Annotated in this window: 24 protein-coding genes; 6 read left to right on the top strand and 18 right to left on the bottom strand. The window is 69.7% G+C overall.

The genetic code is table 11. The features are described 5' to 3' along the window. Positions 1–60: 60 nt before the first annotated feature. From SB816_RS09200 to SB816_RS09185, 4 genes are all read left to right on the top strand, one after another. A complete protein-coding gene (locus tag SB816_RS09200) occupies positions 61–492 on the top strand; it encodes a gamma-glutamylcyclotransferase (RefSeq protein WP_144654849.1) in 432 nt (143 codons plus the stop codon). 124 nt (positions 493–616) lie between these two features. After that, positions 617–1345, top strand: coding sequence for a helix-turn-helix domain-containing protein (locus SB816_RS09195; RefSeq protein WP_049073054.1), 729 nt, complete (start codon positions 617–619; stop codon positions 1343–1345). 14 nt (positions 1346–1359) lie between these two features. Next, positions 1360–2562: a hypothetical protein gene (locus SB816_RS09190; protein WP_372412983.1), complete on the top strand. Its 1203-nt coding sequence runs from the start codon at positions 1360–1362 to the stop codon at positions 2560–2562. 145 nt (positions 2563–2707) lie between these two features. Continuing rightward, a complete protein-coding gene (locus SB816_RS09185; RefSeq protein ID WP_144654848.1) occupies positions 2708–4009 on the top strand; it encodes an MFS transporter in 1302 nt (433 codons plus the stop codon). Between the two features lie 96 nt (positions 4010–4105). On the opposite strand, the gene SB816_RS09180 is transcribed toward SB816_RS09185, so the two are convergent. From SB816_RS09180 to SB816_RS09135, 10 genes are all read right to left on the bottom strand, one after another. Continuing rightward, positions 4106–4447 carry a carboxymuconolactone decarboxylase family protein gene (locus SB816_RS09180; protein WP_054502039.1) on the bottom strand — a complete coding sequence of 114 codons (342 nt, stop codon included), beginning with the start codon at positions 4445–4447 and terminating at the stop codon, positions 4106–4108. A gap of 229 nt (positions 4448–4676) precedes the next feature. After that, on the bottom strand, positions 4677–5012 hold the full coding sequence (locus tag SB816_RS09175) for a 2Fe-2S iron-sulfur cluster-binding protein (RefSeq protein ID WP_054502038.1): 336 nt from the start codon (positions 5010–5012) through the stop codon (positions 4677–4679). 79 nt (positions 5013–5091) lie between these two features. Next, positions 5092–5679, bottom strand: coding sequence for an NUDIX domain-containing protein (locus SB816_RS09170; RefSeq protein WP_269874680.1), 588 nt, complete (start codon positions 5677–5679; stop codon positions 5092–5094). Between the two features lie 188 nt (positions 5680–5867). Beyond that, positions 5868–7121 carry an Hsp70 family protein gene (locus SB816_RS09165; protein ID WP_063587686.1) on the bottom strand — a complete coding sequence of 418 codons (1254 nt, stop codon included), beginning with the start codon at positions 7119–7121 and terminating at the stop codon, positions 5868–5870. Between the two features lie 65 nt (positions 7122–7186). After that, positions 7187–8359, bottom strand: a complete 1173-nt coding sequence (locus SB816_RS09160) for a RhtX/FptX family siderophore transporter (RefSeq protein ID WP_045953608.1) — start codon at positions 8357–8359, stop codon at positions 7187–7189. Positions 8360–8403: 44 nt separating this feature from the next. Further along, the gene (locus SB816_RS09155; protein ID WP_054415903.1) at positions 8404–8802 is read right to left on the bottom strand and encodes a cupin domain-containing protein; all 399 of its coding nucleotides are present in this window, start codon (positions 8800–8802) and stop codon (positions 8404–8406) included. 72 nt (positions 8803–8874) lie between these two features. Continuing rightward, positions 8875–11007, bottom strand: coding sequence for a TonB-dependent siderophore receptor (locus SB816_RS09150; RefSeq protein ID WP_410546834.1), 2133 nt, complete (start codon positions 11005–11007; stop codon positions 8875–8877). A gap of 179 nt (positions 11008–11186) precedes the next feature. Beyond that, positions 11187–13334, bottom strand: a complete 2148-nt coding sequence (locus SB816_RS09145; protein WP_410546833.1) for a TonB-dependent siderophore receptor — start codon at positions 13332–13334, stop codon at positions 11187–11189. Between the two features lie 178 nt (positions 13335–13512). Beyond that, a complete protein-coding gene (locus SB816_RS09140) occupies positions 13513–14391 on the bottom strand; it encodes an AraC family transcriptional regulator (protein ID WP_231133050.1) in 879 nt (292 codons plus the stop codon). A gap of 66 nt (positions 14392–14457) precedes the next feature. Continuing rightward, entirely contained in the window at positions 14458–15423 is a 966-nt protein-coding gene (locus SB816_RS09135; RefSeq protein WP_100504394.1) for a GlxA family transcriptional regulator, read from the bottom strand. A 179-nt stretch (positions 15424–15602) separates the two neighbouring features. Here SB816_RS09135 and SB816_RS09130 point away from each other — a divergent pair, with 179 nt between their 5' ends. Next, positions 15603–16829: an MFS transporter gene (locus tag SB816_RS09130; protein ID WP_059271543.1), complete on the top strand. Its 1227-nt coding sequence runs from the start codon at positions 15603–15605 to the stop codon at positions 16827–16829. Between the two features lie 82 nt (positions 16830–16911). Here the strand turns inward: SB816_RS09130 and SB816_RS09125 are convergent, their stop codons facing one another. From SB816_RS09125 to SB816_RS09090, 8 genes are all read right to left on the bottom strand, one after another. Beyond that, entirely contained in the window at positions 16912–17244 is a 333-nt protein-coding gene (locus SB816_RS09125; RefSeq protein ID WP_054502033.1) for a hypothetical protein, read from the bottom strand. A gap of 146 nt (positions 17245–17390) precedes the next feature. Further along, positions 17391–17615 (bottom strand): DUF3820 family protein, encoded by a 225-nt coding sequence (locus tag SB816_RS09120; RefSeq protein WP_006385039.1) that lies wholly within the window; start codon positions 17613–17615, stop codon positions 17391–17393. A gap of 6 nt (positions 17616–17621) precedes the next feature. Then, positions 17622–18167: a cysteine hydrolase family protein gene (locus tag SB816_RS09115; protein WP_054502032.1), complete on the bottom strand. Its 546-nt coding sequence runs from the start codon at positions 18165–18167 to the stop codon at positions 17622–17624. A gap of 61 nt (positions 18168–18228) precedes the next feature. After that, positions 18229–18804: a GNAT family N-acetyltransferase gene (locus tag SB816_RS09110; protein ID WP_064527790.1), complete on the bottom strand. Its 576-nt coding sequence runs from the start codon at positions 18802–18804 to the stop codon at positions 18229–18231. A 74-nt stretch (positions 18805–18878) separates the two neighbouring features. Then, on the bottom strand, positions 18879–19526 hold the full coding sequence (locus SB816_RS09105; protein WP_081273637.1) for a glutathione S-transferase family protein: 648 nt from the start codon (positions 19524–19526) through the stop codon (positions 18879–18881). A 22-nt stretch (positions 19527–19548) separates the two neighbouring features. Continuing rightward, on the bottom strand, positions 19549–20022 hold the full coding sequence (locus tag SB816_RS09100) for an OsmC family protein (protein ID WP_020928506.1): 474 nt from the start codon (positions 20020–20022) through the stop codon (positions 19549–19551). 90 nt (positions 20023–20112) lie between these two features. Beyond that, positions 20113–20508, bottom strand: coding sequence for a GFA family protein (locus tag SB816_RS09095; protein ID WP_064527794.1), 396 nt, complete (start codon positions 20506–20508; stop codon positions 20113–20115). Positions 20509–20664: 156 nt separating this feature from the next. Continuing rightward, positions 20665–21414 (bottom strand): IclR family transcriptional regulator, encoded by a 750-nt coding sequence (locus SB816_RS09090; protein WP_054502028.1) that lies wholly within the window; start codon positions 21412–21414, stop codon positions 20665–20667. An 84-nt stretch (positions 21415–21498) separates the two neighbouring features. Between SB816_RS09090 and SB816_RS09085 the strand changes: the two genes are divergently transcribed. Next, on the top strand, positions 21499–22467 hold the full coding sequence (locus SB816_RS09085) for a Bug family tripartite tricarboxylate transporter substrate binding protein (protein ID WP_020928509.1): 969 nt from the start codon (positions 21499–21501) through the stop codon (positions 22465–22467). The last annotated feature ends 7 nt before the right edge of the window (positions 22468–22474 follow it).

Here is a 22474-nt window from a genome sequence, read left to right as displayed (position 1 = left end):
ACCTCGTCGGCCGCATGGATTTGGTCGGTAACGCATCCGCGTACAGCAACAATCTGTCCCATGAGCATAAACGTTTTTGTCTACGGCACGCTACGCGCGGGCGAGATCAATGACCTGGCGCAAGCCGCCGCGCGCCGCGGCCTGCCGCCGGCGCGCCACGTCGGCCCGGCCACGGTGCCCGGCATGCTGGTGGATTTCGGCGACTGGCCCGGATTGCTCCCGGTGACCGATGGCCGGCGGGTGCTGGGCGATATCTACGAGGTCGACCCGGCCCTGCTCGCCCTGATGGATGAGATCGAGGAATACGTCCCCGGCCGCCCCGGCTGCTTCGTGCGCCGGCCGGTGCTGGCCCGGCCGCTGGCGCCTGGCGCCGCGCCGGTGGCCTGCGACTACTACCCCATCGACCCGGCCTGGCGCGGGGCCGCGGCGGACATCGAGGGGGACGACTGGATCGCCTATCGGCGGGCCCGCCCGGCCCGATCGCAGCCGTAGGAATGCGCTACAAAATGCCGCGTAAGACACCCGTAGTAACAACGGACTACAATGGGTACCTGTCTTCACGCTTTTAAGCCCGTCCAGGCTACCGGCCAGGTCTAGGCACTATAAAGGTCATCGTATGCAAAAACGGGTTCCCGTTGCCCCTGATGCCGCCCACTGTTCCACGTGTATGTTGGGCCACGTGTGTGTCCCGGTCGGGATGGCAGCCGCCGAAGTGGAAAAGCTGGACGAACTGGTGAAAGAACGCGTGCGCCTCGAAAAGGGCAAGACGCTGTATTCGCTGGATCATCCCCTGGACGCCGTCTACGGCGTGCGCTTCGGCAGCCTGAAAACGCAGCTCGAAGACGCCACCGGCCAGATCCAGATCACCGGTTTCCACCTGCCCGGCGAGATCGTCGGCATGGACGGCATGCTCGATGGCAAGCACGTCTCGGCCGCCGTGGCCCTGGAAGACTCCGAAGTCTGCGTGATCCGCCTGAACGAAGTCGACCGCGTGGCCACCCATCTGCCGTCGCTGCAGCAGCAGTTCCGCCGCCTGATGAGCCGCGAAATCACGCGCTCGCACCAGATGCTGGCGTCGCTGGGATCGATGCGTTCCGAACAGCGCCTGGCCGCGTTCCTGCTGAACCTGTCGCAGCGCTATGCGTCGCTGGGCTACTCCTCGACCGAGTTCGTGCTGCGCATGAGCCGCGAGGAAATCGGCAACTTCCTGGGCCTGACCCTGGAGACGGTCAGCCGGCTGTTCTCGCGCTTCGCGCGCGACGGCCTGATCCGCATCAACCAGCGCGAAGTCCGCATCCTGGACCAGCCCGCGCTCAAGCAACTGCTGGGCCACGAGGGCTGCTGACGCCCGCCCGCGCCATGCGCCGCACAGCCGCACCCGGCGCCGCGCAGCCCCATCCGGCTACGCGCGTGCCGCGCTCGCGCCGGGCGCGGGGCGTGGCGGCGCTGATCCTGGCGGCCCTGCTGCCCCTGGCGGCGCGCGCGCAGACGCCGCTGCCCGACCCCTACGATTACGACGAACCCGCGCCCGCTCCCAAGCGGGTGGTGGTGCCGCGCTGGCAGACGCTGGAACTGGGCAAGCCCGGCCATCGCTACAAGATACCGGTTTATGCTAACCGGAACCTGGCGCGCGGCGACCTGCGCGATATCAAGCAGATCGTGATCGTGTTCCATGGGGTCAAGCGCAACGCGGACGCCTATTACGAAACGGTCGCCACGGTGCTGGCCGCCAATCCGGCGCGGGCCAACGACACGCTGATCCTGGCGCCGCGCTTTGTCGGTTCGATCGACTCGGGCTTCGCCGGCATGGCCGCGTGGCGCAAGGCCGGCTGGGAGGACGGCGAGGACAGTGTGCAGGCCAACGGCCGGCCCGCGCCGGTCAGCTCGTTCCAGGTGATTGACGACCTGCTGCGCAGCCTGGACGATCGCAAGCGCCTGCCGATCCTGGCCGGCATCGTGCTGGCCGGGCATTCCGGCGGTGGCCAACTGGTGCAGCGCTACGCCGTGCTGAACCAGATCGACGGCCCGTTGCGCCGCGACGGCGTCGCGCTGCGCTACGTGATCGCCAACCCCTCGTCGTACCTGTATCTGACCCGCGAACGCCCGCGCCCCGACGGCAAGGGCTACGCGCCCTACGAGCGCGGCATCTGCCCGACCTACAACCAATACAAGTACGGCACCGACAAGCTGCCCGCGTACGCGCAGGAAACCGACGACACGCGCCTGTTCATCCGCTACGCGGCGCGCGACGTGACCTACCTGCTGGGCGGCGCCGACAACAACCCCGAGCACCGCCTGCTGGACAAGACCTGCGGCGCCGAGGCCCAGGGGGCGACGCGGCTGGCGCGCGGCACCGCCTACCTGCAGTACGAGCGCATCGTCGCCGCGCGCGGCAGCCGGCCGGTGACACTGCATCGCGCCGGCTTCGAAGTGACGGGCATCGGCCACGACAACAAGGGGATGTTCGGCTCGGTCTGCGGCGCGCGCGCCTTGCTCGGCGACGATGCCCAGGCGCCCGCCGGCGCGGCGGCCTGCACGGTGATCGAACCGCCGCGCAAGTAGACGCGCCCGGACCGCAACGCGGCGCGGAGTATCCCGCCGGCGATTATTGACACCAAGCTGAACGAATAACCCGGACGGGCGCAGGGGTGCATTTTGGCGCCAGCAGGCGCACCATAGGCGGGAACCGTCTCCGTGGAAGACAGATATGAGCCAAGCGTATCTCGACATGCCCGACGCCAAACGCCGCATCAAGGCGATCTTCGTCGGCTCCATGGGCAACCTGGTCGAATGGTATGACTTCTACGCCTATACCGCCTTCGCCCTGTACTTCGCCCCCGCCTTCTTCCCCTCGCACGATCCCGTCGTGCAGCAGTTGAACGCCGCCACGCTGTTCGCCGCCGGCTTCATCGTGCGGCCGCTGGGGGGCTGGCTGTTCGGCCACCTGGCCGACCGGCACGGGCGCCGATTGTCGCTGATGGTCTCGGTGGGCATGATGTGCATGGGATCGCTGATCATCGCGGTCACGCCCACCTATGCCTCCATCGGCCTGGCGGCGCCGGCGCTGCTGGCACTGGCGCGGGTCATCGAGGGCCTGAGCCTGGGCGGCGAATACGGCGCCAGCGCCACCTACCTCACCGAGATCGCCGATCCCGATCATCGCGGCTTCTATTCCAGCTTCCAGTACGTCACGCTGATCGGCGGCCAGCTCTGCGCGATCCTGGTGCTGCTGTTGCTGCAGAACGTATTCCTGACGCACGAGCAACTGGTGCAATGGGGCTGGCGCATTCCCTTCGTGATCGGCGCCATGCTGGCCATCATCACCGCCGTCATGCGGCGCGACATGCCGGAAACCGACTCCTACCGGCAGGCCAGCCAGACCAAGCCCAAGACCAGTTCCCTGCGCGGCCTGCTGCGCTATCCGCGCGAGGTCGCCATCGTGGTGGGCCTGACGGCCGGCGGCACGGCGGCGTTCTACACCTTCACCACCTACATGCAGACCTTCGTGCGGCAGACCGCCGGGTTCTCCGACATCGTCACCACCTACGTGATCGCCGCGTCGCTGATCTTCGCGCTGATCCTGCAGCCGCTGTATGGCGCGCTGTCCGACAGGATCGGGCGCAAGCCGCTGCTGGTGTTCTTCGGCATCGCCGGCGCGCTGCTTACCGTGCCGCTGCTGATGACGCTGTCGCAGACCCGCTCGCCGTTCATCGCCTTCCTGCTGATCTGCGCGGCCTGGATCTTCACGGCCGGCTACACCTCGATCAACGCCGTGGTGAAGGCCGAGCTGTTCCCCACCAATATCCGCGCCACCGGCGTGGCGGTGCCCTACGCCATCACCGTGTCGATCTTCGGCGGCACGGCGCCCGCCATCGCGCTGTGGTTCAAGCAGCAGGGCCACGAGCAGTGGTTCTACTACTACCTGGCGGGCGTGATCTTCATCTCGCTGCTGGTGTACGCGACCATGCGCGACACCAAGCATCAGTCGGCCATGCACCGGCACGACTGACGCCGCACGCGGGGAATGGCCGGCGCGCGCGGCCGCCCGTGCGACGACCGGCCGCGCGCGCCGGCGATGTGCGACCGTGCAAAGTCGCACGGGCCGTCAGCCCGGCTGATGCGCGCTGACGGCGTCCAGCACACGGGCCGAATACACCATCGCGGCGCCAGCGTTCAAGGCCACCGCCACGCCCAGCGCCTCGCCGATTTCCTCGCGGGTGGCGCCGTGCTTGAGCGCCTGCGCCGAATGCACCGTGATGCAGCCGTCGCAGCGGGTCGTGACCGCCACCGCCAGCGCGATCAATTCGCGCGTCTTGGCATCCAGGTGCGCGGTCCTGGCGCCGGCGGCCGACAGCGCCTGGTAGCCCTTGAGCGTGTCGGGCGTGAGCGCGCCCAGTTCGCCGATGCGGCCCATCAGTTCCTTTTGGTAGTTCACCCAATCCAGCATGTCGTGCTCCTTAAAAAAAGCGGCGTGGCTGAATGCCTGACGCCATGGAGGCAGTATGCGCGACCTGGCAGCGATTATTTAGCCGAAAAATCGCGTTTATATGCTGATTCGTATCAACCGCGCATCCGAGGGTTGCCGTGCCGGGCGGCTGGCGGCTGGCGGCTGGCAGCCGGCGGCGGGCAGCGAGCCGCGGGAAACGGGAAGCGGGCGGAGGTTGCTGGACCGCGGCCTAGCGCCGCGCGCCCGTCAGCGGCCGCGGTGGCGCCGGCGGCGCCGGTTCGAGAGGCGCGGCCTGCAACGACTGGATTTCCAGCGGTGACCGGGCCTGGGCCACGCAGGGCAGGATCCAGCCTTCTTCCTTCTCGTCGCGCGACAGGCCCGGCCATTCGATGCGGTAGGCGATCTCGCCTTCCAGCATCAGGCACATGCAGGCGCGGCAGGTGCCGTTGCGGCAGGAACTGGGCAGCTTGATGCCGGCGGCCTGCGCGGCCGCCAGCAGGGTCGAATCGGCGTCGGCCTCGAAACGCAGTCCGGACGGGTGCACCAGGACAGGAAAGGCAGGCATGGTCGGCGGGATCGTTCGTCTAGTAAGGGCGGCGGCGCGGGCCGGCCTTCAGGGCGGGCCCGGGAAGGCCGCTGTCCGCTCAGGCGGGCTGGTCCTGCCAGTCCAGTTGCCAGGCGCCGGACAGCACGTTCTGCAGCCACAGCGTGCAGGTCAGGGTCTTGGCGTCGGTGACTTCGCCCTTGGCGCAGGCCGTGTACAGGTCTTCGGGCAGGGCGCTGAAGACGTCGAGGAATTCGTCCTGGTCCAGTTGCCGGGGGCCGGCGCGCAAGCCGCGCGCGAAGTAGATGTGGATGATCTCGGTGGAATAGGCGATGGCCAGGTGCAGCGCGCCGGCGCGGGCCCACTGGCTGGCGGTGTAGCCGGTTTCCTCGAGCAGTTCGCGCTTGCCGCAGGCCAGCGGGTCTTCACCCGGATCGAGCTTGCCTGCGGGGAATTCGGTCATGACGCGGCCGATCGGATAGCGGTACTGGCGCTCGAGCAGCACGCGGCCGTCGTCGAGCAACGGGATCACCACCACCGCGCCCGGATGCACGACGTATTCGCGCGTGGAGGTGTTGCCGTTGGGCAGCCGCACGGTGTCGTTGCGGATCTTGAGGAAGCGGCCATCGTAGGCGGCCTCGGTGGAGACGCGTTCTTCGAACAGATGGGAATCGGACTTGTCGGTCATGGCGCGGCGTGGGAAGGTGCAAGCGCCGGCACGCAAGGCGGCCGGCGCGAAGAGCTTGCAGCTTACCATCGCGCCCGCCATGGCCGCGTCATGGAGCTGACGGGCGTGATGGGAATGACGGGCATCATGCCCCCCGCGCAGGACCAAGCGCCGAGGATCTCGGGGCGGCAGGCTCGCCGCCCCGTGTATCAGTCGAACTTGCGACGGGCGTCCAGCGCCAGGCCGGCGCCGATGCTGCCGAACAGGTCGCCTTCGACGCTGCGCGCCTGCGGCACCAGCGCCGAGACGCAATCGCGCAGGCGCGGCACGCGGCTGGAACCGCCGGTGAAGAACACCGTGTCCACGTCGGCGGGGGCGACGCCCGCGTCGCGCAGCAGGACGCCGACGGTCTGTTCGATCTTCTCGATCAGCCGCGCCACGCTGGCGTCAAACGACGGCCGCGTCACGTCCACGCCCAGCTCGGGCGCGATGCGCGACAGGTCGATGCGCGCGGCCGGGCCTTCCGACAGCGCGATCTTGGCCTCTTCCACCTGCACCGCCACCCAGTGGCCGGCGCGCTGCTTGACCAGGTTCAGCAACAGGTCGATCTTGTCGCGGTCGCCGGCTTCGGCGCGGATGTAGGCGAAGTGTTCGGCCGCCTTGCGGGTGTAGGCCTGGTTGATGGTGTGCCAGCAGGCCAGGTTGCCGTATTGCGTGGACGGCACATCCTTGCCGCTGCGCAACTGGCTGCCCAGCCCCAGCAGCGGCATGACGTGCGCCAGGCTGAGCTGCTTGTCGAAGTCCACCCCGCCGATGTGCACGCCGCCGTAGGCCAGGATGTCGTCGCGCCGGTCCGGCTTGGCGGCGCGGCCCGGCCCCAGGCGGATCAGCGAGAAGTCGGATGTGCCCCCGCCGATGTCGATGACCAGCACCAGTTCCTCGCGGTCGATCTGCGACTCGTAGTCGAAGGCCGCCGCCAGCGGCTCGAACTGGAATTCGATGTCGGTGAAGCCGACGCTGCGCGCGATCTCGCCCAGCGTGTCCTGGGCGGTCTGGTCGGCGGCGGGGTTGTCGTCGACGAAGAACACCGGCCGGCCCAGCACGGCGCGGGTGAAGTCGCGGCCGGCGGCGGTTTCGGCGCGGCGCTTGAGTTCGGCGATGAAGCGCGTCAGCAGCACGCGGAACGGGATCGAGCGGCCCTGCACCTCGGTGGAGCCGTCGATCAGCGAGCTGCCCAGCAGGCTTTTCATCGAGCGCATCAGGCGCCCGTCGTAGCCCGCCAGGTAGTCGGAGATGGCCGCGCGGCCGTAACTGACCTCGGCGTCTTCATCGTGGAAGAAGATGGCCGAGGGCAAGGTGGTCTTGCCGTCTTCGAGGGCCAGGAGCGCGCGCTGGTCGGGGCGGCTCCAGCCGACGGTGGAGTTGGAGGTGCCGAAGTCGACGCCGCATGCGGTGGAAATCATGGAAATTCGGGGGCTTGAAAGCAAAACGGCGCACAAGTGTAGCCGCAACCGCCCGAAACGCCATGTCACCCTCGGCGGCGCAGCGCCAACGCCACGAATGCCAGGGTGGCAACGGCCGCCAGCAGCCCGCCGCCGAAACCGGCGGCATAGCCCAACCGCGCCGCCAGCGCCGTGATCAGCGACGAGGTCAGGATCTCGCCCAGGTCGCGCGCGCTCTGCACCGCCGTCATGTCGGTGCCGGCCTGCGTGCCGCGCGCGGCGAAGCGCATCGCCAGCGTCATCAGCGCAACCGAGGCCGCGCCCGCGCCGAACGAACCCAGCGCCTGGGCCAGATAGGCCGTCGGCGTGGGCTGCGCCGCCCAACCCTGCGCCTGCGCCAGCCAGGCCGCGGCGGCCGCGCCCGACGCCGCCAGCCCCAGGGCCAGCGCGCCGCGTGCGCCCATGCGGCCCACCAGCCAGGCGCCGCCGCCGCAGCCGAGCAAGACGGTCACCGCGCCCCCCGCCATTCCGAGTCGCCCCACCGCCTCCACCGGCCAGCCCGCGTCCACCAGGAACAGCTTGGACAGCCCATAGCCCGCCACCGCCGTCATGGCCGCCAGGAACGCCGCCAGCACCAGCGCCCAGGCGCCGGGCCGGCGCGCGAAGCCCGCCAGGGTGGCGCGCCGCGGCGCGGCGGCGGGCGCGGGCAAGGCGGCTTCACGCCACCCCAGCGCCATCAGCAGGCTGAAGGCCACCACCGCCGCCAGCAGCGTCAGCGCAACGCCCTGCCCCAGCCACCCCGCCAGCACCAGGCAGCCCGGCCCGCCGGCGAAAAAGCCGACCATGGTGCCGCCGACCTGCACGGCGTTGGCGCGCGCCAGCGCCTGGCCATCGAAGCGCTCGGCGGTCAGGCCGTCGGTGGCGATGTCCTGGGTGGCGCTGGCCAGCGAGGCCAGGGCCATCAGGCCCACCACCCAGGGCGCGCTGGCGGCGGCGATGCCGGTCATGGCCACCGCCGCCAGGCAGGCCAGCACCACGGCCTGCATCGGAAGAATCCAGCTACGGCGCCGGCCGAGCGCGGCGCGCCAGCGGTTGTCGACCTGCGGCGCCCACAGGAACTTCAGCACCCAGGGCAGCCCCACCAGCGGCAGCCAGGCCAGCGCGTGCAGGGGCGCGCCGTCGCGCCGCAGCAGCGTGGGCAATGCCTCCATGGCCACGCCCAGCGGAATGCCCTGGGAGAAATACAGCGCGCCGATCATGACGAACAGGCGCGCATTCGCGGTTTGCTTCACGTCGATTTCCTTCAAGCTTGCGTCGCCGCGCCCACGCGGCGGTGTTCACTGCCCTGCCCGGGCGTGACGAACAGGATGCGGGCCGGACAGGCCACGCGCAGGCGGTGCCAGATGCCGCGCGGCACCACGGCGCCGCGCCGGGCGTCCAACAGCACATCGGTCTCGGCGCCGGCCTCGTCCATCAGCGTGAGCACCACGCTGCCTTCCAGCACACAGAGCATTTCCTCGCCGGCGGGATGGCGTTCCCAGACATCGCCGTGCACGTCGGCGTCGCTGGCCGCGGCCTTGATGCCGACCAGCCAGCCTTCGTGCGGCGCCAGGCGCCGCAGCCTGCCGATGTCGCGCATGCCGCCATCGCCAGCCAGCGCCATGAAATGATCGAGCCAGTCGAACACTGGCACGGGCGTCATTGCAGCCACGTTGTCTCTCCTTGAAAAAACGGATGGACGGCGCGCCCGCGCCGTCCATCGATCGCACACCGCTCAGTACTCGGCGCGCAGGGTCAGCATGACGTTGCGCGGCTCGCCGTAGCGGTTGTTCCAGGCCGTGCCCGACAGGCTCTGGTAGTAGCCGCGGTCGAACACGTTGTTGACGTTCAGCGCGGCGGTCAGGTGCTTGTCGACGCGGTAGGCCAGGCGCAGGTCCACCAGCGCGTAGCCGCCCTGGCGCAGCGTGACCGGGCCCGACACGGTCGAGTAGCCGGACTGCACCTGCAGGCCGCCGCCCACGCTCAGGCGCCGCTGCATCGTCGGCAGCGCATAGTTCGTCCACAGCCGGAAGATGTGCCTGGGCGTGAAGCTGGCGAAGGGCTGGCCGCCCGCCTGCGTGTCGGTCAGGTACTTGCTGGTGTTGAAGGTGTAGCCCGCGGCCACCGTCCAGTACGGCGTGATGTTGCCGCTGGCCTCGGCCTCGAAGCCGCGGCTGCGCACCTCGCCGCCCGCCACGTAGTAGCAGTTCTGGCCGACGCAGGGCCAGGCCGGATCCTGCTGCGCGCGGTTCTTCTGGCGGATCTGGAACGCGGCCAGCGATACGTTCAGCGCGCCGTCCATCAGTTCGCCCTTGATGCCGGCCTCGTAGTTGGTGCCGGTGACCGGGTCCAGCCCCTGGCCGTCGCGCGTGAGCTGGGTCTGCGGCTGGAACACCTCGGCATAGCTGCCGTACAGCGACCACTGGCGGTCCAGATCGACGATCAGCCCGCCGTAGGGCGTGAATTCGGGGTCGATGCGCTGTCGCGAACCGGGCGCGTCCTGGTTCCACCAGCTCATGCGGCCGCCCAGCACCAGCGTCAGTGGATCGGCCAGGGAGAAGCGGCCCATGCCGTAGACGCCCTGCTGGCGCGCGCGCGTCTCGCCCGGCGAGGTATAGGGGCCGACGCCCGGCTCCGGCACGCTGCGCGGATCCCAGTCGAACACGTTCACCGGCACGCGCAGCGCCGGCGTCAGCTGGCCGGTGTACTGCTCGGTCGTGGTGCGCTGCGCATTGCCGCCGACCAGCAGCTCGTGGCGCCGGCCGAACAGCTCCACGGGGCCGCTGACGTAGGCATCGACGCTGGCCTGGGTGTTGTCGAATTTGTAGGCGCCGCCCATCAGCGCCGAGCCCAGGCCAGTCTGGCGGTCGATCGCGCCATAGGCGCCGGCGTACTTCAGGTTGCTGTCGGCGGTGAGGTAGTTGGCGCTGAGCTTGGCGCTCCAGCCCTGGCCGAAACGGTGTTCCAGGTCGGCGAACACGCGCGTCGTGTTCCAGTTGAAGCGGTCCCAGGCCGCGTCCAGGTAGGTCGAGCGCTTCAGGCCGATGTCGCCGCCATCCTTGTAGCGTGGCACGCCCGCCATGTTGGTGGTGGAGCGGATGCGCTGGTATTGCAGCCCGGCCGACAGTACCGTGTCCGGGCCCAGGTCGACCTCGCCGATGCCGTAGAACAGCGCCGACTTCTGGTCCGCCACGTCGTAGAAATAGCCGCGGTCTTCAAAGGCCGTGACGAGACGGCCGCGCACGCTGCCGCTGGCGTTGAGCGGGCCGCCCAGGTCGGCCTCGGCGCGGTAGCGGTCCCAGTTGCCAGCGCTGACCGCGCCGCTGAAGGCGAACTCGCGCTGCGGACGCTTGCGCACCAGGTTGACGGTGGCGGCGGGATTGCCGGCGCCATGCAGCAGGCCGTTGGCGCCGCGCAGGATCTCGACGCGCTCGTACACCGCCATGTCCTGCGGCGACGCGGCCATGTTGCCCATCAGCACCGGCACCCCATCCTGCTCGTACGAATCGACCTTGAAGCCGCGGGAATAGTAGGCCGTGGTCAGCAACTGGTACGGCTGCACCGTGATGCCGGTGGCGTGCAGCATGACGTCATCCAGGCTCTGCAGGTTCTGCTGCCGCATCTGTTCCTGGCCGATCACGGTGATCGACTGCGGCGTCTCGCGTACCGTCAAGGGCAGCTTGCCCATCGTGGGCGCCGGCGCGGTCGCGTCGCGTTCGCCGCTGACGGTGACCGCCGGCAAGGTCGCGGCATCGTCGGACGCTTGCGCCGCCACCGGCCCCGCCGCCGTCAATGCCAGCCACACCGGCCAATGGCGCGCCGCGCCCTTGCGCGGCCGTGCCGCCCTGTTCCTGAACCTTGATCGCACCGCCGTTCCTCTTTCCTGGTTACTGAGAATTATTCTCAAACCATTCTAGAGAGCGACGTGGCGCGCCACTGGCGATTGCGGAAGTCTCGCTGGCGATTGCGGAAGTTTTTTACCGGGCGGGCCGAGGCGGCCGGCGCGCGCCACGCGACGCGCGCGGCCGCCTCATGCGATGACGACGGTCAATACTCGGCGCGCACCGTCAACATGAAATTGCGCGGCTCGCCGTAGTAGTTGGTCCAGTTGGCATCGTTCAGGCGCTGGTAGTAGACGCGGTCGAACAGGTTGTTGGCGTTGAGCGCCACCGTGACGTGCTTGTCGACGCGATAGGCCACGCGCATGTCGGCCAGCGCGTAGCCGCCCTGGCGCAGCGTGATGGTCTTGGCCACGTTGTAAAAGCCCGATTGCACCTGTACGCCCCCGCCTATGCTCAGGCGCCGCTCCAGCGCCGGCAGGGCGTACTCGGTCCACAGGCGGAAGATGTGCCTGGGCGTGAAGCTGGCATAGGGTTGGCCGCTGGCGCGCGTGTCCACCATGTACTTGGTGGTGTTGAAGGTGTAGCCCGCCGCCACCGTCCAGTAAGGCGTGATGGCGCCGGCGGCCTCGGCCTCGAAGCCGCGGCTGCGGACCTCGCCCCCGGCGACCGAGGGGCAGCGTCGGCCCGCGCACACCACCGACGGGTCGGCCTGGGCGCGGTTCTTTTGCTGGATCTGGAACAGCGCCAGGGACACGTTGAGCGCGCCGTCCATCAGTTCACCCTTGACGCCGGCCTCGGTATTGGTGCCCGTGACCGGATCGAGCGGCCGGCCGTCGCGATCGAGCTGGTCGATTTGCGGCATGAATACCTGCGCGTAACTGCCATACAGCGACCACTGCCGGTCCAGGTCGACGATCAGGCCGCCATAGGGCGTGAATCTGGCGTTGGTGCGCTGGCTCGCTTTGGGCGCTTGCAGCCGGCTCCAGTCCATGCGCGCGCCCAGCACCAGCGTCAGCGGATCGGCCAGCGAGAAGCGGCCCATGCCGTACACGCCCTGCTCCCGGTCGCGATTGATGCTCGCGGACTTGTAGGGGCCGATGTCGTAGTCGGGCACATCGCGCGGATGCCAGTGGAACACGTCCATCGGCATGTTCAACTGAGGGCTGGTGACATCGGCATTCAGGTTCTCGTACGAAGTCCGCAGTGAATTGGCGCCGAACAGCAGCTCGTGGCGCCGCCCGAACAGTTCGACCGGGCCGCTGACGTAGGCGTCGATGCTGGTCTGGCTGTTGTCGTACTTGATGCCTCCTCCCGACAGCTTGGCGCCCAGGCCCGTCGCGCGGTCGATCCCGCCGTTGACGGTGAGGTACTTCATCTCGGAATCGGAGCGAAGATGATCGACGCTGAGCCGCGCACGCCAGCCCTGGCTGAAGCGGTGGTCCAGGTCCGCGAACACGCGCGTCGTGTTCCAGTCGGAACGGCTGCCGGCGGACTCCAGGTTGACCGAGCGCCGCAGCCCGATCGGCGCGCCGTCCTTGTAGCGCGGCAGTCCGCCCATGCTGGGCGGCGGATGCGAGCGCACGCGGCTGTGCAGCAGGCCCGCCGACAGCACGGTGTCCGGGCCCAGGTCGACCTCGGCAGTGCCGTAGAACAGGCCGGTCTTCTCGTTCGCGCTTTCATAGAAGAAGCCGCGGTCGGCCATGACCCCGACGACGCGGCCGCGCACGCGGCCGCTGTCGTTCAGCGGTCCGCCCAGGTCGACTTCGGCGCGATAGTTGTCCCAACTGCCGGCGCTGAGTTCCCCGCCGAAGGCGAATTGCCGCTGCCCCCGCTTGCGCACCAGGTTGACGGTGGCCGAGGGATTGCCGGCGCCGTGCAACAGGCCGTTGGCGCCGCGCAGGATCTCGACGCGCTCGTAGATGGCCATGTCTTCCGGCGCGGCGGCGCGGTTGCCCATCATGGCCGGCACGCCGTCCTGCTCGAAGGATTCGATCTGGAAGCCGCGCGCGTAGTAGCCGGTGGTGAGGTGATGGTGCGGCTGCACCGTGATGCCGGTGGCGTGCCGCATGACGTCGTCCAGGGTGTGCAGGTTCTGCTGGCGGATCTGTTCCTGGCCGATCACGGAGATCGATTGGGGCGTCTCGCGCACGCTCAAGGGCAGCTTGCCCAGCGTCGGCTGTTGCGCGGCGCCGGCCTCGCGCTCGCCGCTGACGGTGACCGCGGGCAAGGTGGCGGCGCCCGTGGGCTCCTGGGTGCCTTCGGCCAGCGCCGGCCCCGTCGCCACCGCCAGCCAGAGCGGCCATTGGCGCGCCAACCGCACGCGCCGCGCGTTGTTCCCGAACCTAGAACGCATGGGTACTTCTCCTTCGTTAATACTGAGAATTATTCTCATACAATTTCGAGGAGAAACCGCAACGCGCAGGCGTTTGTAAGACTCTTGCCATGGAAACCGCGCGGGCGCGAACGCGCATCGGCATGCGCGCGATCCCGCGCGACGGGTGGGGCCAGAACGCCGACAACCGGCGGCGCGGTCAGCGGCCGCGGATCAGCGCGCGCGGCAGCACGCCGTAACGCCTCTGGAAGGCCTTGCTGAAATGCGAATCCGTATAACCGCAGGCATAGGCGGCCTCCGATACGCTCATCTCGCCGGCGGCGAGCAGCGCGTGCGCCTGGGCCATGCGCTGCTCGCGCACGCAGGCATAGACGCTGCATCCGAACAACTGGCGAAAGCCCGTGGTGAGCTTGTTGACGTTGACGCCGACACGGCGCGCCAGCTCGGGCAACGTGGGGGGATGCTGAAGATCGGCCAGCAGCAGATCGCGCGCGTGGTGCAGGCGTTCAACGTCGGCGCGCGACGGTCCGCCCGGGGTCGATGCGGCCGGCGCCGGTTGGAGCGCGCCCAGCGCCAGCGCGGTCAGCTCCAGCGCCTTGGCGGACAGGTACATGCGCTTGAGCGCGCCCTGCATGGGGCAGGCCAGCATCTGCCGGCCCAAGGCCTGCAGTGGCGCGGCCAGCCGCAAATTGGCGTCGGCATAGGGTGCGCCGTCGCGCGGCGCGCGCAACAGGCCCGCGATGTCGGCCGGCTCCAGGGATAAGGACTCGCGCAGGTGTTCCAGCGAGGTGCGCAGCGACACGAAGCGCAGCGACCGGCGCGCGCCGAATTCGTGTTCCATGCGCAGCGGATCGCGGCACAGGCTCAGGTGCAGCAACGGCCCGCTGACCTGGGCGGCCGGCGCGCCCGGCACGCGGTAGCGCAGCTCGCCGTCCAGCACCAGCACCAGCTTCAGGCCCGGCGCCAGGTCTTCCAGCACCCGTTCGCCGCGCTCGAAGCGCAACGTGCCGCCGGCCAGCGACATGGCGGGCGTGGCGGCCGGAACGGCCCAATCGAGTTCGGGGTGAGAAGCGGTCACGGTCGCGGGCCCGCCCGGGGCCCCATGCTTTATTGAGAGTGACTATTATTACCGTTTTCGCCCCGCTCATGCCAACGCGGCGTTGCGCGCGGCGCGGCGCAGCGCCTGGGGCGGCTGGCCGTAGACCCGCAGGAAGGCGCGCCGCATCCGTTCGCTGTCCATGAAACCGACGCGCCGCGCCACGCTGTCGATACTGTCGTCGCCAGCCTCGATGCAGGCCCGCGCCGCCTCGGCGCGGATGCGCTCGACCGCCTTGGCGGGGGTTTCGCCGGTATCGGCCTTGAAGCTGCGCAGAAACTGGCGCGGACTGACGCAGGCCACCTCGGCCAGATGCTCCACCGTCAGGGCCGCGCCCAGGTTGGCGCGGATATGTTCGAGCACCGCGCGCATGCGCTCGCTGTCGGGCGCCAGGTCCTGCAGGGCCGAGAACTGCGATTGGCCGCCCGAGCGACGGTGATACACCACCATTTCGCGCGCGGTGGTGGCCGCCAGTTCGGCGCCCAGGTCGGCCTCCACCATCGCCAGCGCCAGGTCGATGCCGGCGGTGATGCCGGCCGAGGTCCAGGTATCGCCATCGCGGATATGGATGCGGTCGGGCTCGACCCGCACGCCCGGATGCTCGCGCGCCAGCATTGCGGCATGGCGCCAATGGGTGGTGGCGCGGCGGCCGTCGAGCAGGCCCGCGCCCGCCAGCACCAGGGCGCCGGTGCAGACACTGGCCAGGCGCCGGCCCGCCTGCCGCTGCGCCAGCAGGCGGGCGCGCAGGGCGGGCGTGACGGCGGCGGCGCGCGCGCCCTCCCCGCCAGGCACCACCAGGGTATCGGCGGGCGTGCCGTGCCAGGACACCGTCTGCACGCCGATGCCACAGGAGCTGCGCACCTGGCCGCCGTGTTCGGAGACGACGTGCACCGCATACGCGGGGCCGGCGGCGGTCTGCGCGAAACGGCCGGCGGTCTGGAACACCGCGGCCGGGCCGGACATGTCCAGCAACTGAAAATCGGGCACCAGCAGGAAGGCGACGTGGTGGGTCATGGCGGATGGGAGTTCAGGGTTGGGGCTGGGGTGGGGTTGGCGGTCGGGGTTGGCGTTCAGGATTGGCGTTCGGGATTGGCGTTGGGGATTGGCGTTTTTTGAGGGAATTATGTCATTCACGCCAAAGTCTGCGTCGATACAGTGGGGTCTGTCAAACCCCCCGCTCTCTTTTTCTTCCCATGCCCTCCTCGCCCTCGCCCGCCACGGGCCGCCGCAACGCCCGCATCCTGGCCGTGTGCCAGGGCCTGTTCATCGCGGCCATCTCCATCGACCTGACCCTGACCGCGCTGACCGGCCACATGCTGGCGCCGGACAAGGCGCTGTCCACGCTGCCGTTCGCGCTGATCACCGTCGCCGGCGCCGTGGTCACCTGGTTCGCTTCGCTGCTGATGCAGCGCATCGGCCGCCGCAACGGTTTCGCGCTGGGCGCCCTGGCTGGCGCGGCGGGCGGCGGCATCTCGGTGTGGGCGGTGTTCCATGCCGATTTCTGGGCGTTCTGCGCGGGCACCGCGCTGGTCGGCGTGTTCCAGGCATTCGCGCAGTACTACCGGCTGGCGGCGGCGGACGCGGTGGAGCCGGCCGCCAAGAGCCGCGCGATCTCGGTGGTGATGACCGGCGGCGTCATCGCCGCGATCGCCGGGCCGGCGCTGGCGGCCTGGAGCCGCGACCTGTTCGCGCCGGTGACGTTTGCCGGCGCCTACCTGATGGTGGCGCTGCTGGCGCTGTTGTCCGCCGCCCTGTTGTTCGGCTTCTACCGCGATACCGAGGCGCCCGTGGCCGCGGGCGAAGTCCAGGGCGGACTGCCGGCGCGCCCGCTGCGCGCGGTGGCGCGCCAGCCGGTGTTCATCGCCGCGCTGGCCAACAACGTGGTGGGATCGGTGTCGATGATGTTCATCATGACGGCCGCGCCGCTGGCGGCGGTGGCGTGCAGCCACAGCATCGGCGACGGCGCCAACATCATGCAGTGGCATCTGGTCGGCATGTATGCGCCCGCCTTCTTCGCCGGCGCGCTGATCCAGCGCTTCGGCCTGCCCAGGGTGCTGGGCGCGGGCATGCTGCTGAACGTGGCCTGCGCGCTGATCGCGATGGCCTCGCCATCGCTGCCGGCGTTCTACGCGGCGCTGTTCTGCCTGGGCGTGGGATGGAATTTCATGTTCGTCGGCGGCACCACGCTGCTGGCGCAGTCGTACCGTCCCTCCGAGCGGGCCCGCGCCCAGGGCGCGGCCGAAATGCTGCGCTACGCGGCCACCGCGGTGGCGACGCTGGCGGCCGGTCCGGCGCTGGACGCGTTTGGCTGGGAGGCGCTGAATGCCGCCATGCTGCCGGTGGTGCTGGCCGCCGGCCTGATGACCTGGCACTGGGCGCGCGGATCGGCCAGGGCCGCCACGGCAGCCGGCCCGGCCTGACCAGGCCCTGCCTGAAGCGGGTTGGCCTGACCGAGCCCGACCTGACGCTGCCCTGCCGGATCAAGCCCGGCGGGCGCGGCGCCTACTGCTGCTGGCGACGCTGCTCCAGTTCGCGCAGGCACTGGGCGACGCCGGCCTGCATCTGGGCGTTGGAGACGGCGGCGCGGTCCGAGACCTCGCGGCAGCGCACGTATTGCGCCTGGCTCTCGGGCGTGTCGCGGATCACGGCCGGCGCCGCATTCGGGTCGGGCGTGACGGTCATGCGCAAGGTGGACGGCGGCGACAGGCTGCCGTCCTTGGAGCGCTGGCTGGGATACTGGAATTCCTGCGTGACCGGCGCCGCGTTCTGCGCCTGGGCCGCGCCGCCCAGGCAGGCCAGGGCCAGCAGGACGGCGGTGAACGGGAGTTTCTTCATGACGACCTCTCTTTGTTGGTCGCGCCCGGGCCAGATACCCCGCCCGGTGACGCGCCGGTCTATCGTAGCCCCACGCGCGCCCGAGGGGCGTGCCAAGACGCTACGCCAGCCGCGAGATTTGTTTCTTGCGGTTTCCCCGGCGCCGTTCAGCGCGCCGCCGGCGGCTGGCGCAAGGGCGCCAGCAGGGACGACAGGCCGTTGTGGTCCAGCTCGTGCATCAACGCCAGCAGGCGCCCCAGTTCGCCCGGCGGAAAACCCTTGCGCGCGAACCAGGCCAGGTACGGCCCCGGCAGGTCGGCGATGAGGCGCCCCTGGTACTTGCCGAAAGGCATGGTGCGCGTCACCAGCAACTGCAGCAGTTCGGGATCCATGGGCCGCTACCTCGCTTGGCCAAAGCCAATGTCGGCCGCCGGCACGGCGGCGATCTTCACGCCGAAGCTGGAGATCGACGACAGCGTGGCGTTGTGGTGCGCGCGGATCTGCGCGCCCGCCGCGTGCGGCTTGTCGTGGGTGGTGTGGGCGTCGGCCGCCAGCGTCACCGGATAGCCCAGCGCCGCGGCGCGGCGCACGGTGGTATCGACGCAGAACTCGCTGGCATAGCCGCACACCACCAGATGCGTGGCGCCCGCCCGCGACAAGGCATCGTCCAGGCCGGTGCGCAGGAAGGAATCGGGCGTGGTCTTGCGCACCCGCACATCGCCATCGGCGGGACGCAAACGCGTGTCGAGCTGCCAGCCGGGCTCGCCATGCGCCAGCTTGCCGCCGGGCGCTTCATGCTGCACGTAGATCACCGGCGCGCCGGCGGCGCGGGCGCGCCCGGCCAGGTCATTGATGCGCGCCAGCACGGCGCCGGCATCGGCCGGCTCGGGCGTGGTTTCGAACAGCGCGCGTTGTACGTCGATCACAATCAAAGCGGAAGTCATGGTTCTCGCGAAAGGAAATGGCGGCCCGGCCCCACCGGGCGCGCGGCGTGGGAAAGCAAGCCTAGCCGCATTCGGCGCCCACCAGCGGGGGCGGCCAGATGCGCGCGTACATCCAGAAATGGCGAGGCTCGCCGCGCACCTGCCGGTAATGATGCAGCAGCCCTTCGCGGTGGAAGCGGCAGCGCTCCAGCACGCCGGCCGACGCCGTATTGGTATCCAGCACGGTGGCCTGCACCCGCGCCAGGCCCAGCGTCTGCAAGGCCCACGTGGACACGACTTCGCAGGCCTGCGTGGCGATGCCGCGGCGCCAGTGCGAAGGCGCCAGGTCATAGGCGATTTCGGCGCGGCGCGCGCCCGGCGCGATCTCGTTCAAACCGATGGTGCCGATCAGGCGGTCGTCGGCCTCGACGATGGCCAGCCGCACGCAATGGCTGGCGGCGGGGTCGGCATAGCCCTGGATCAGCGACGCCAGCGCATCCGGGCCGTCCAGTTGCCAACTGGTGTGGCGGGTTACGTTGTCGTCGCGCAGGTAGGCATGCCAATCGGCCGCGTCGGTGTCGCGCAGCGGGCGCAGGCGCAGACCGGCGATACCCAGTTCGGGCGCGCGCCGCGGCCAGTCGGAAAGAGGCAGGAACATGAAGAGGGCTACGTGGCAAAGGATGGGCCGGTGCGCTCGCGCCGGCCAGGAACAGATTAACAGGCCCGCGCCCGTCAGAAATCCAGCCGCCCCTTCAATTCGCTGAAAGGCACCATGATGTGCTCGCGGTAGGCGGGACGCTCGCGCAGGCGGTCGTACCAGGCCCGCACGTGCGCCAGGGGCTCGCGGGCGATGTCCAGCTCGTAGTAGCGGTAGAGCGCGGTGGCGGCGGGAATGTCGGCCAGCGTCAGGGCCTGCCCGCCCAGGTAGGGTTGCGTGGCCAGCACCGCGTCGAGCTGGCGCAGGCAGGCATGGGTGGCGGCCAGGCTGCGCGCGATGGCGGGCAGGTCGCGCTGCGCCTCGGGGGTGCGGTAGTAGCCCCAGAACACGCCCGACAGGAATGCCGGCTGCAACGCCGTCTGGGCCCAGTCCATCCAGCCGTCGGCGCGCGCGCGGCGCGCCGGATCGGCCGGCCAGAAGGCCTCGGCGCCATGGCGCGCGGCCAGGTAACGCAGGATCGCGTGCGACTCCCACACCACCGTGTCGCCATCGCGCAGCAGCGGCACCCGGCCATGCGGGTTCATGCGCAGGAAATCCGGCGTATCGAGCAGGCCGAATTGTCCGCCGGCGGGAATGTGTTCGTAGGCCAGGCCCAATTCGCCCGCCAGCCAAAGCACTTTCTGCACGTTGAACGAACTGCGCCGGCCCCAGATCGTCGGCAGGGTCATGGCCTGTCCTCCCGTGTCAGCCGGCCACGACGATGCGCGGCTCGCACAGCACCGGGAAGTTCACCGAATTGGCGATGTAGCAGAAATGGTGGGCGCGGGCGTGCAGCGCTTCGGCCAGTCCGGCATCGCCGCCCGCGGCGATGGTGACCTCGGGCCGCAGCGTGACCGAGGCGAAGGCGCCGCCGCGCTCGGGGTCTTCGCGCATGACGCCGTGGGCGTCGTCGCGGTAGGCTGTGACGATGATGTTCTCGACCGCGCACAGATGCAGATACCAGAGCTTGTGGCAGGCCGACAGCGAGGCCACCAACAGGTCCTCGGGATTCCAGCGCGCCGGGTCGCCGCGGAACGCGGGATCGGCCGAACCGGCGATATCGGGCTTGCCCGGCGACTGGATCACGTGGTCGCGGGCATATGCGGTGTAACTGGCGGTGCCCTTGCCGGTATTGCCGGTCCAGGTCACGCCGACGTCGTAATGGTGTTCGCCTTTCATTGCGGCTTCCTCGCGGCGCGCCACGCCGGCGCGCAAAGATCGCTAGCGTAGCGCATGCGCCACGCGCCGGAAACGGGACGGCGGCGCGCGCTATCCCGGCATGGTGTCCGGATAGGACGGAACGCCCGGCCCATGATCGAGCCACGGCACGTCGTGCGCGGTGTGGATGTGCGCGAGCGGCCGCGCGCCGGGATCGTCGTCCAGCGTCGCCACGCGCAGGATGACCTGCGGCTGCGCCACCCAGTGCGCCATCAGGTGCGCGCCGCAGCGGGTGCAGAAGTGGCGGATCTTGCCGGGCGACGATTCATAGGCGCCCAGCGCGTCCACGCCACGGGTCCAGCGGAAATCCGCGCGCGCCACCCGGGCGGTCGAGGCGAACGCGGCCGCGTGCGCCTTGCGGCAGGTGGCGCAATGGCAATGGACGATGGGCCCGGCCAGGCGCTCCGCCTGGTAGGCCACGGCGCCGCACAGACAGCTTCCTTGCATGATGAGGCTCCTTCGCGCCCACGGCACGATGCCGCGGGCCCGCCGATGAGCGTAGCGCGTGCCTGATTGGCGCGCCGCGCCGATACGGCCAGGATGGCGGGCGGCGGCGGACATGCGCGGCCACGGCGCAAGGCCTGGCCGGCCGCCGCGGCCGCGTCAGGCGCCCTGCCCTTGCCGCGCGCCCATCAGCGAGCGCGACAGGCGACTGGCCGCGGCGAGGATCGGCTCCTTCAGTTCATGCAGCACGCTTTCGCCCAGGCGCGAAATCGGCCCCGAGATGCACACCGCCCCCTGCAGCGCCCAATTGATGCCATAGACCGGCGCGGAGATGCTGGAGACCTCGGGATCGCGTTCGCCCAGCGACACCATGTAGCCGGCGCGGCGCACCGACTCATAGGGTTCGCCCGGTTCGCCGGAGAAGGCGAGCAGCACGCGGCCGGGGCTGCCCAGCTCCAGCGGCAGGGCCGCGCCCACGCGCACGTGGTGCCGGATCGACCTGGGGCCTTCGACCCGCGCCATGCAGATGCGCTGCTTGCCTTCGCGCACGTAGAACGTCGCGCTTTCGCCGGTCGCCGCCGACAGCTCGCGCAGGATCGGCTGGACCACCTCGACGATGTTGAAGGTGGCCTGGTAACACGCGCCCAGCCAGCCGGCGGCGCGCGCCAGGCGCCAGGTGCCGTCGGGCCGCTGCGCCAGGTAGTCGTCCATGGCCAGGGTGCGCGCCAGCCGCAGCACGGTGGAGCGATGGCAGCCGGTGCGCCGGCTCAGTTCCGCCAGCGACAGATGCGGATCCTCCACGCCAAAGGCTTCAAGGATGCGCATCGCGCGGCGCACGGCCACGACGCCCTCTTCGCTCGGCGCGTCGGTGGATTCCGGAGGCAGGTCATCGTTCGTCATATGAAACATGTTCCGCTGTATGAACTCGTATTGTATTGGACGGAACATCCTCCGACAATTCCTTCAATCAAAAACAAATATCGGAGACAAAACATGAAGCCGTTCGCACGCTTGCTGTCGGGCCTGGCCCTGATGTGCATGACCAGCCTGGGCGCCGCCCAGGGCTACCCCGACAAACCCATCCGGCTGATCGTGCCATTCCCGCCCGGGGGCGGCACCGACGTGCTGGCCCGCGAAGCGGCGATCAAGGTGGCCGGCAACACCGGCTGGAACATCGTCACCGAAAACCGCCCCGGCTCGGGCGGCAACATCGGCGTGGACGCCGTCGCCAAGTCGGCGCCGGACGGGTATTCCCTGGTGCTGGGCCAGACCAGCAACCTGGCGATCAACCCGACGCTGTACGCCAAGCTGCCCTACGACCCCGAGAAGGACCTCACCGCCATCGGCCTGGTGGCCGACGCGCCGCTGGTGATCGTGGTGCCGGCCAACTCGCCGCTCAAGACCTTCGAGGACATGATCGCGGCGGCCAAGGCCAAGCCGGGGGCCTTGAACTTCGCCAGTTCCGGCAACGGCACGGTGGCCCACCTGGCGGCGGTGCAATTGCAGAACGCGGCGGGCATCCAGCTCACGCACATCCCCTACAAGGGCGCGGCGCAGGCGTCCAACGACCTGATCGGCGGACAGATCGACATGTACCTGTCTTCCGTGCCGACGCTCATCGGCCACGTGCGCAACGGCAAGATGCGCGCGCTGGCGGTGACTTCGGCGCAGCGCGTGCCCGACATGCCCGACGTGCCCACCATCGCCGAGCGCGGTTTCCCCGGCTTCGAGGCCGTGACCTGGTTCGGCCTGGCCGCGCCGGCCGGCACGCCCAAGGACATCGTGCAGCGCCTGAATGCCGAGTTCAACAAGGCGCTCCAGACGCCGGAGCTGCGCGTCAAGTACCAGGAACAGGGCGCGCGCGTGCTTACCGACACCCCGGAAGCGTTCGCCAAGCTGATCCACGACGACCGCATCCGCTGGGGCAAGATCGTCAAGGACTCGGGCGCGAAGGTGGAGTGATCCGGCC

This window comes from Achromobacter sp. SIMBA_011 (assembly GCF_046535435.1).
Classification (GTDB): Bacteria; Pseudomonadota; Gammaproteobacteria; order Burkholderiales; family Burkholderiaceae_B; genus Achromobacter; species Achromobacter dolens.
The sequence above is the reverse complement of the archived record's forward strand: the minus strand, read 5'-3'. Positions and strand labels throughout refer to the sequence as shown.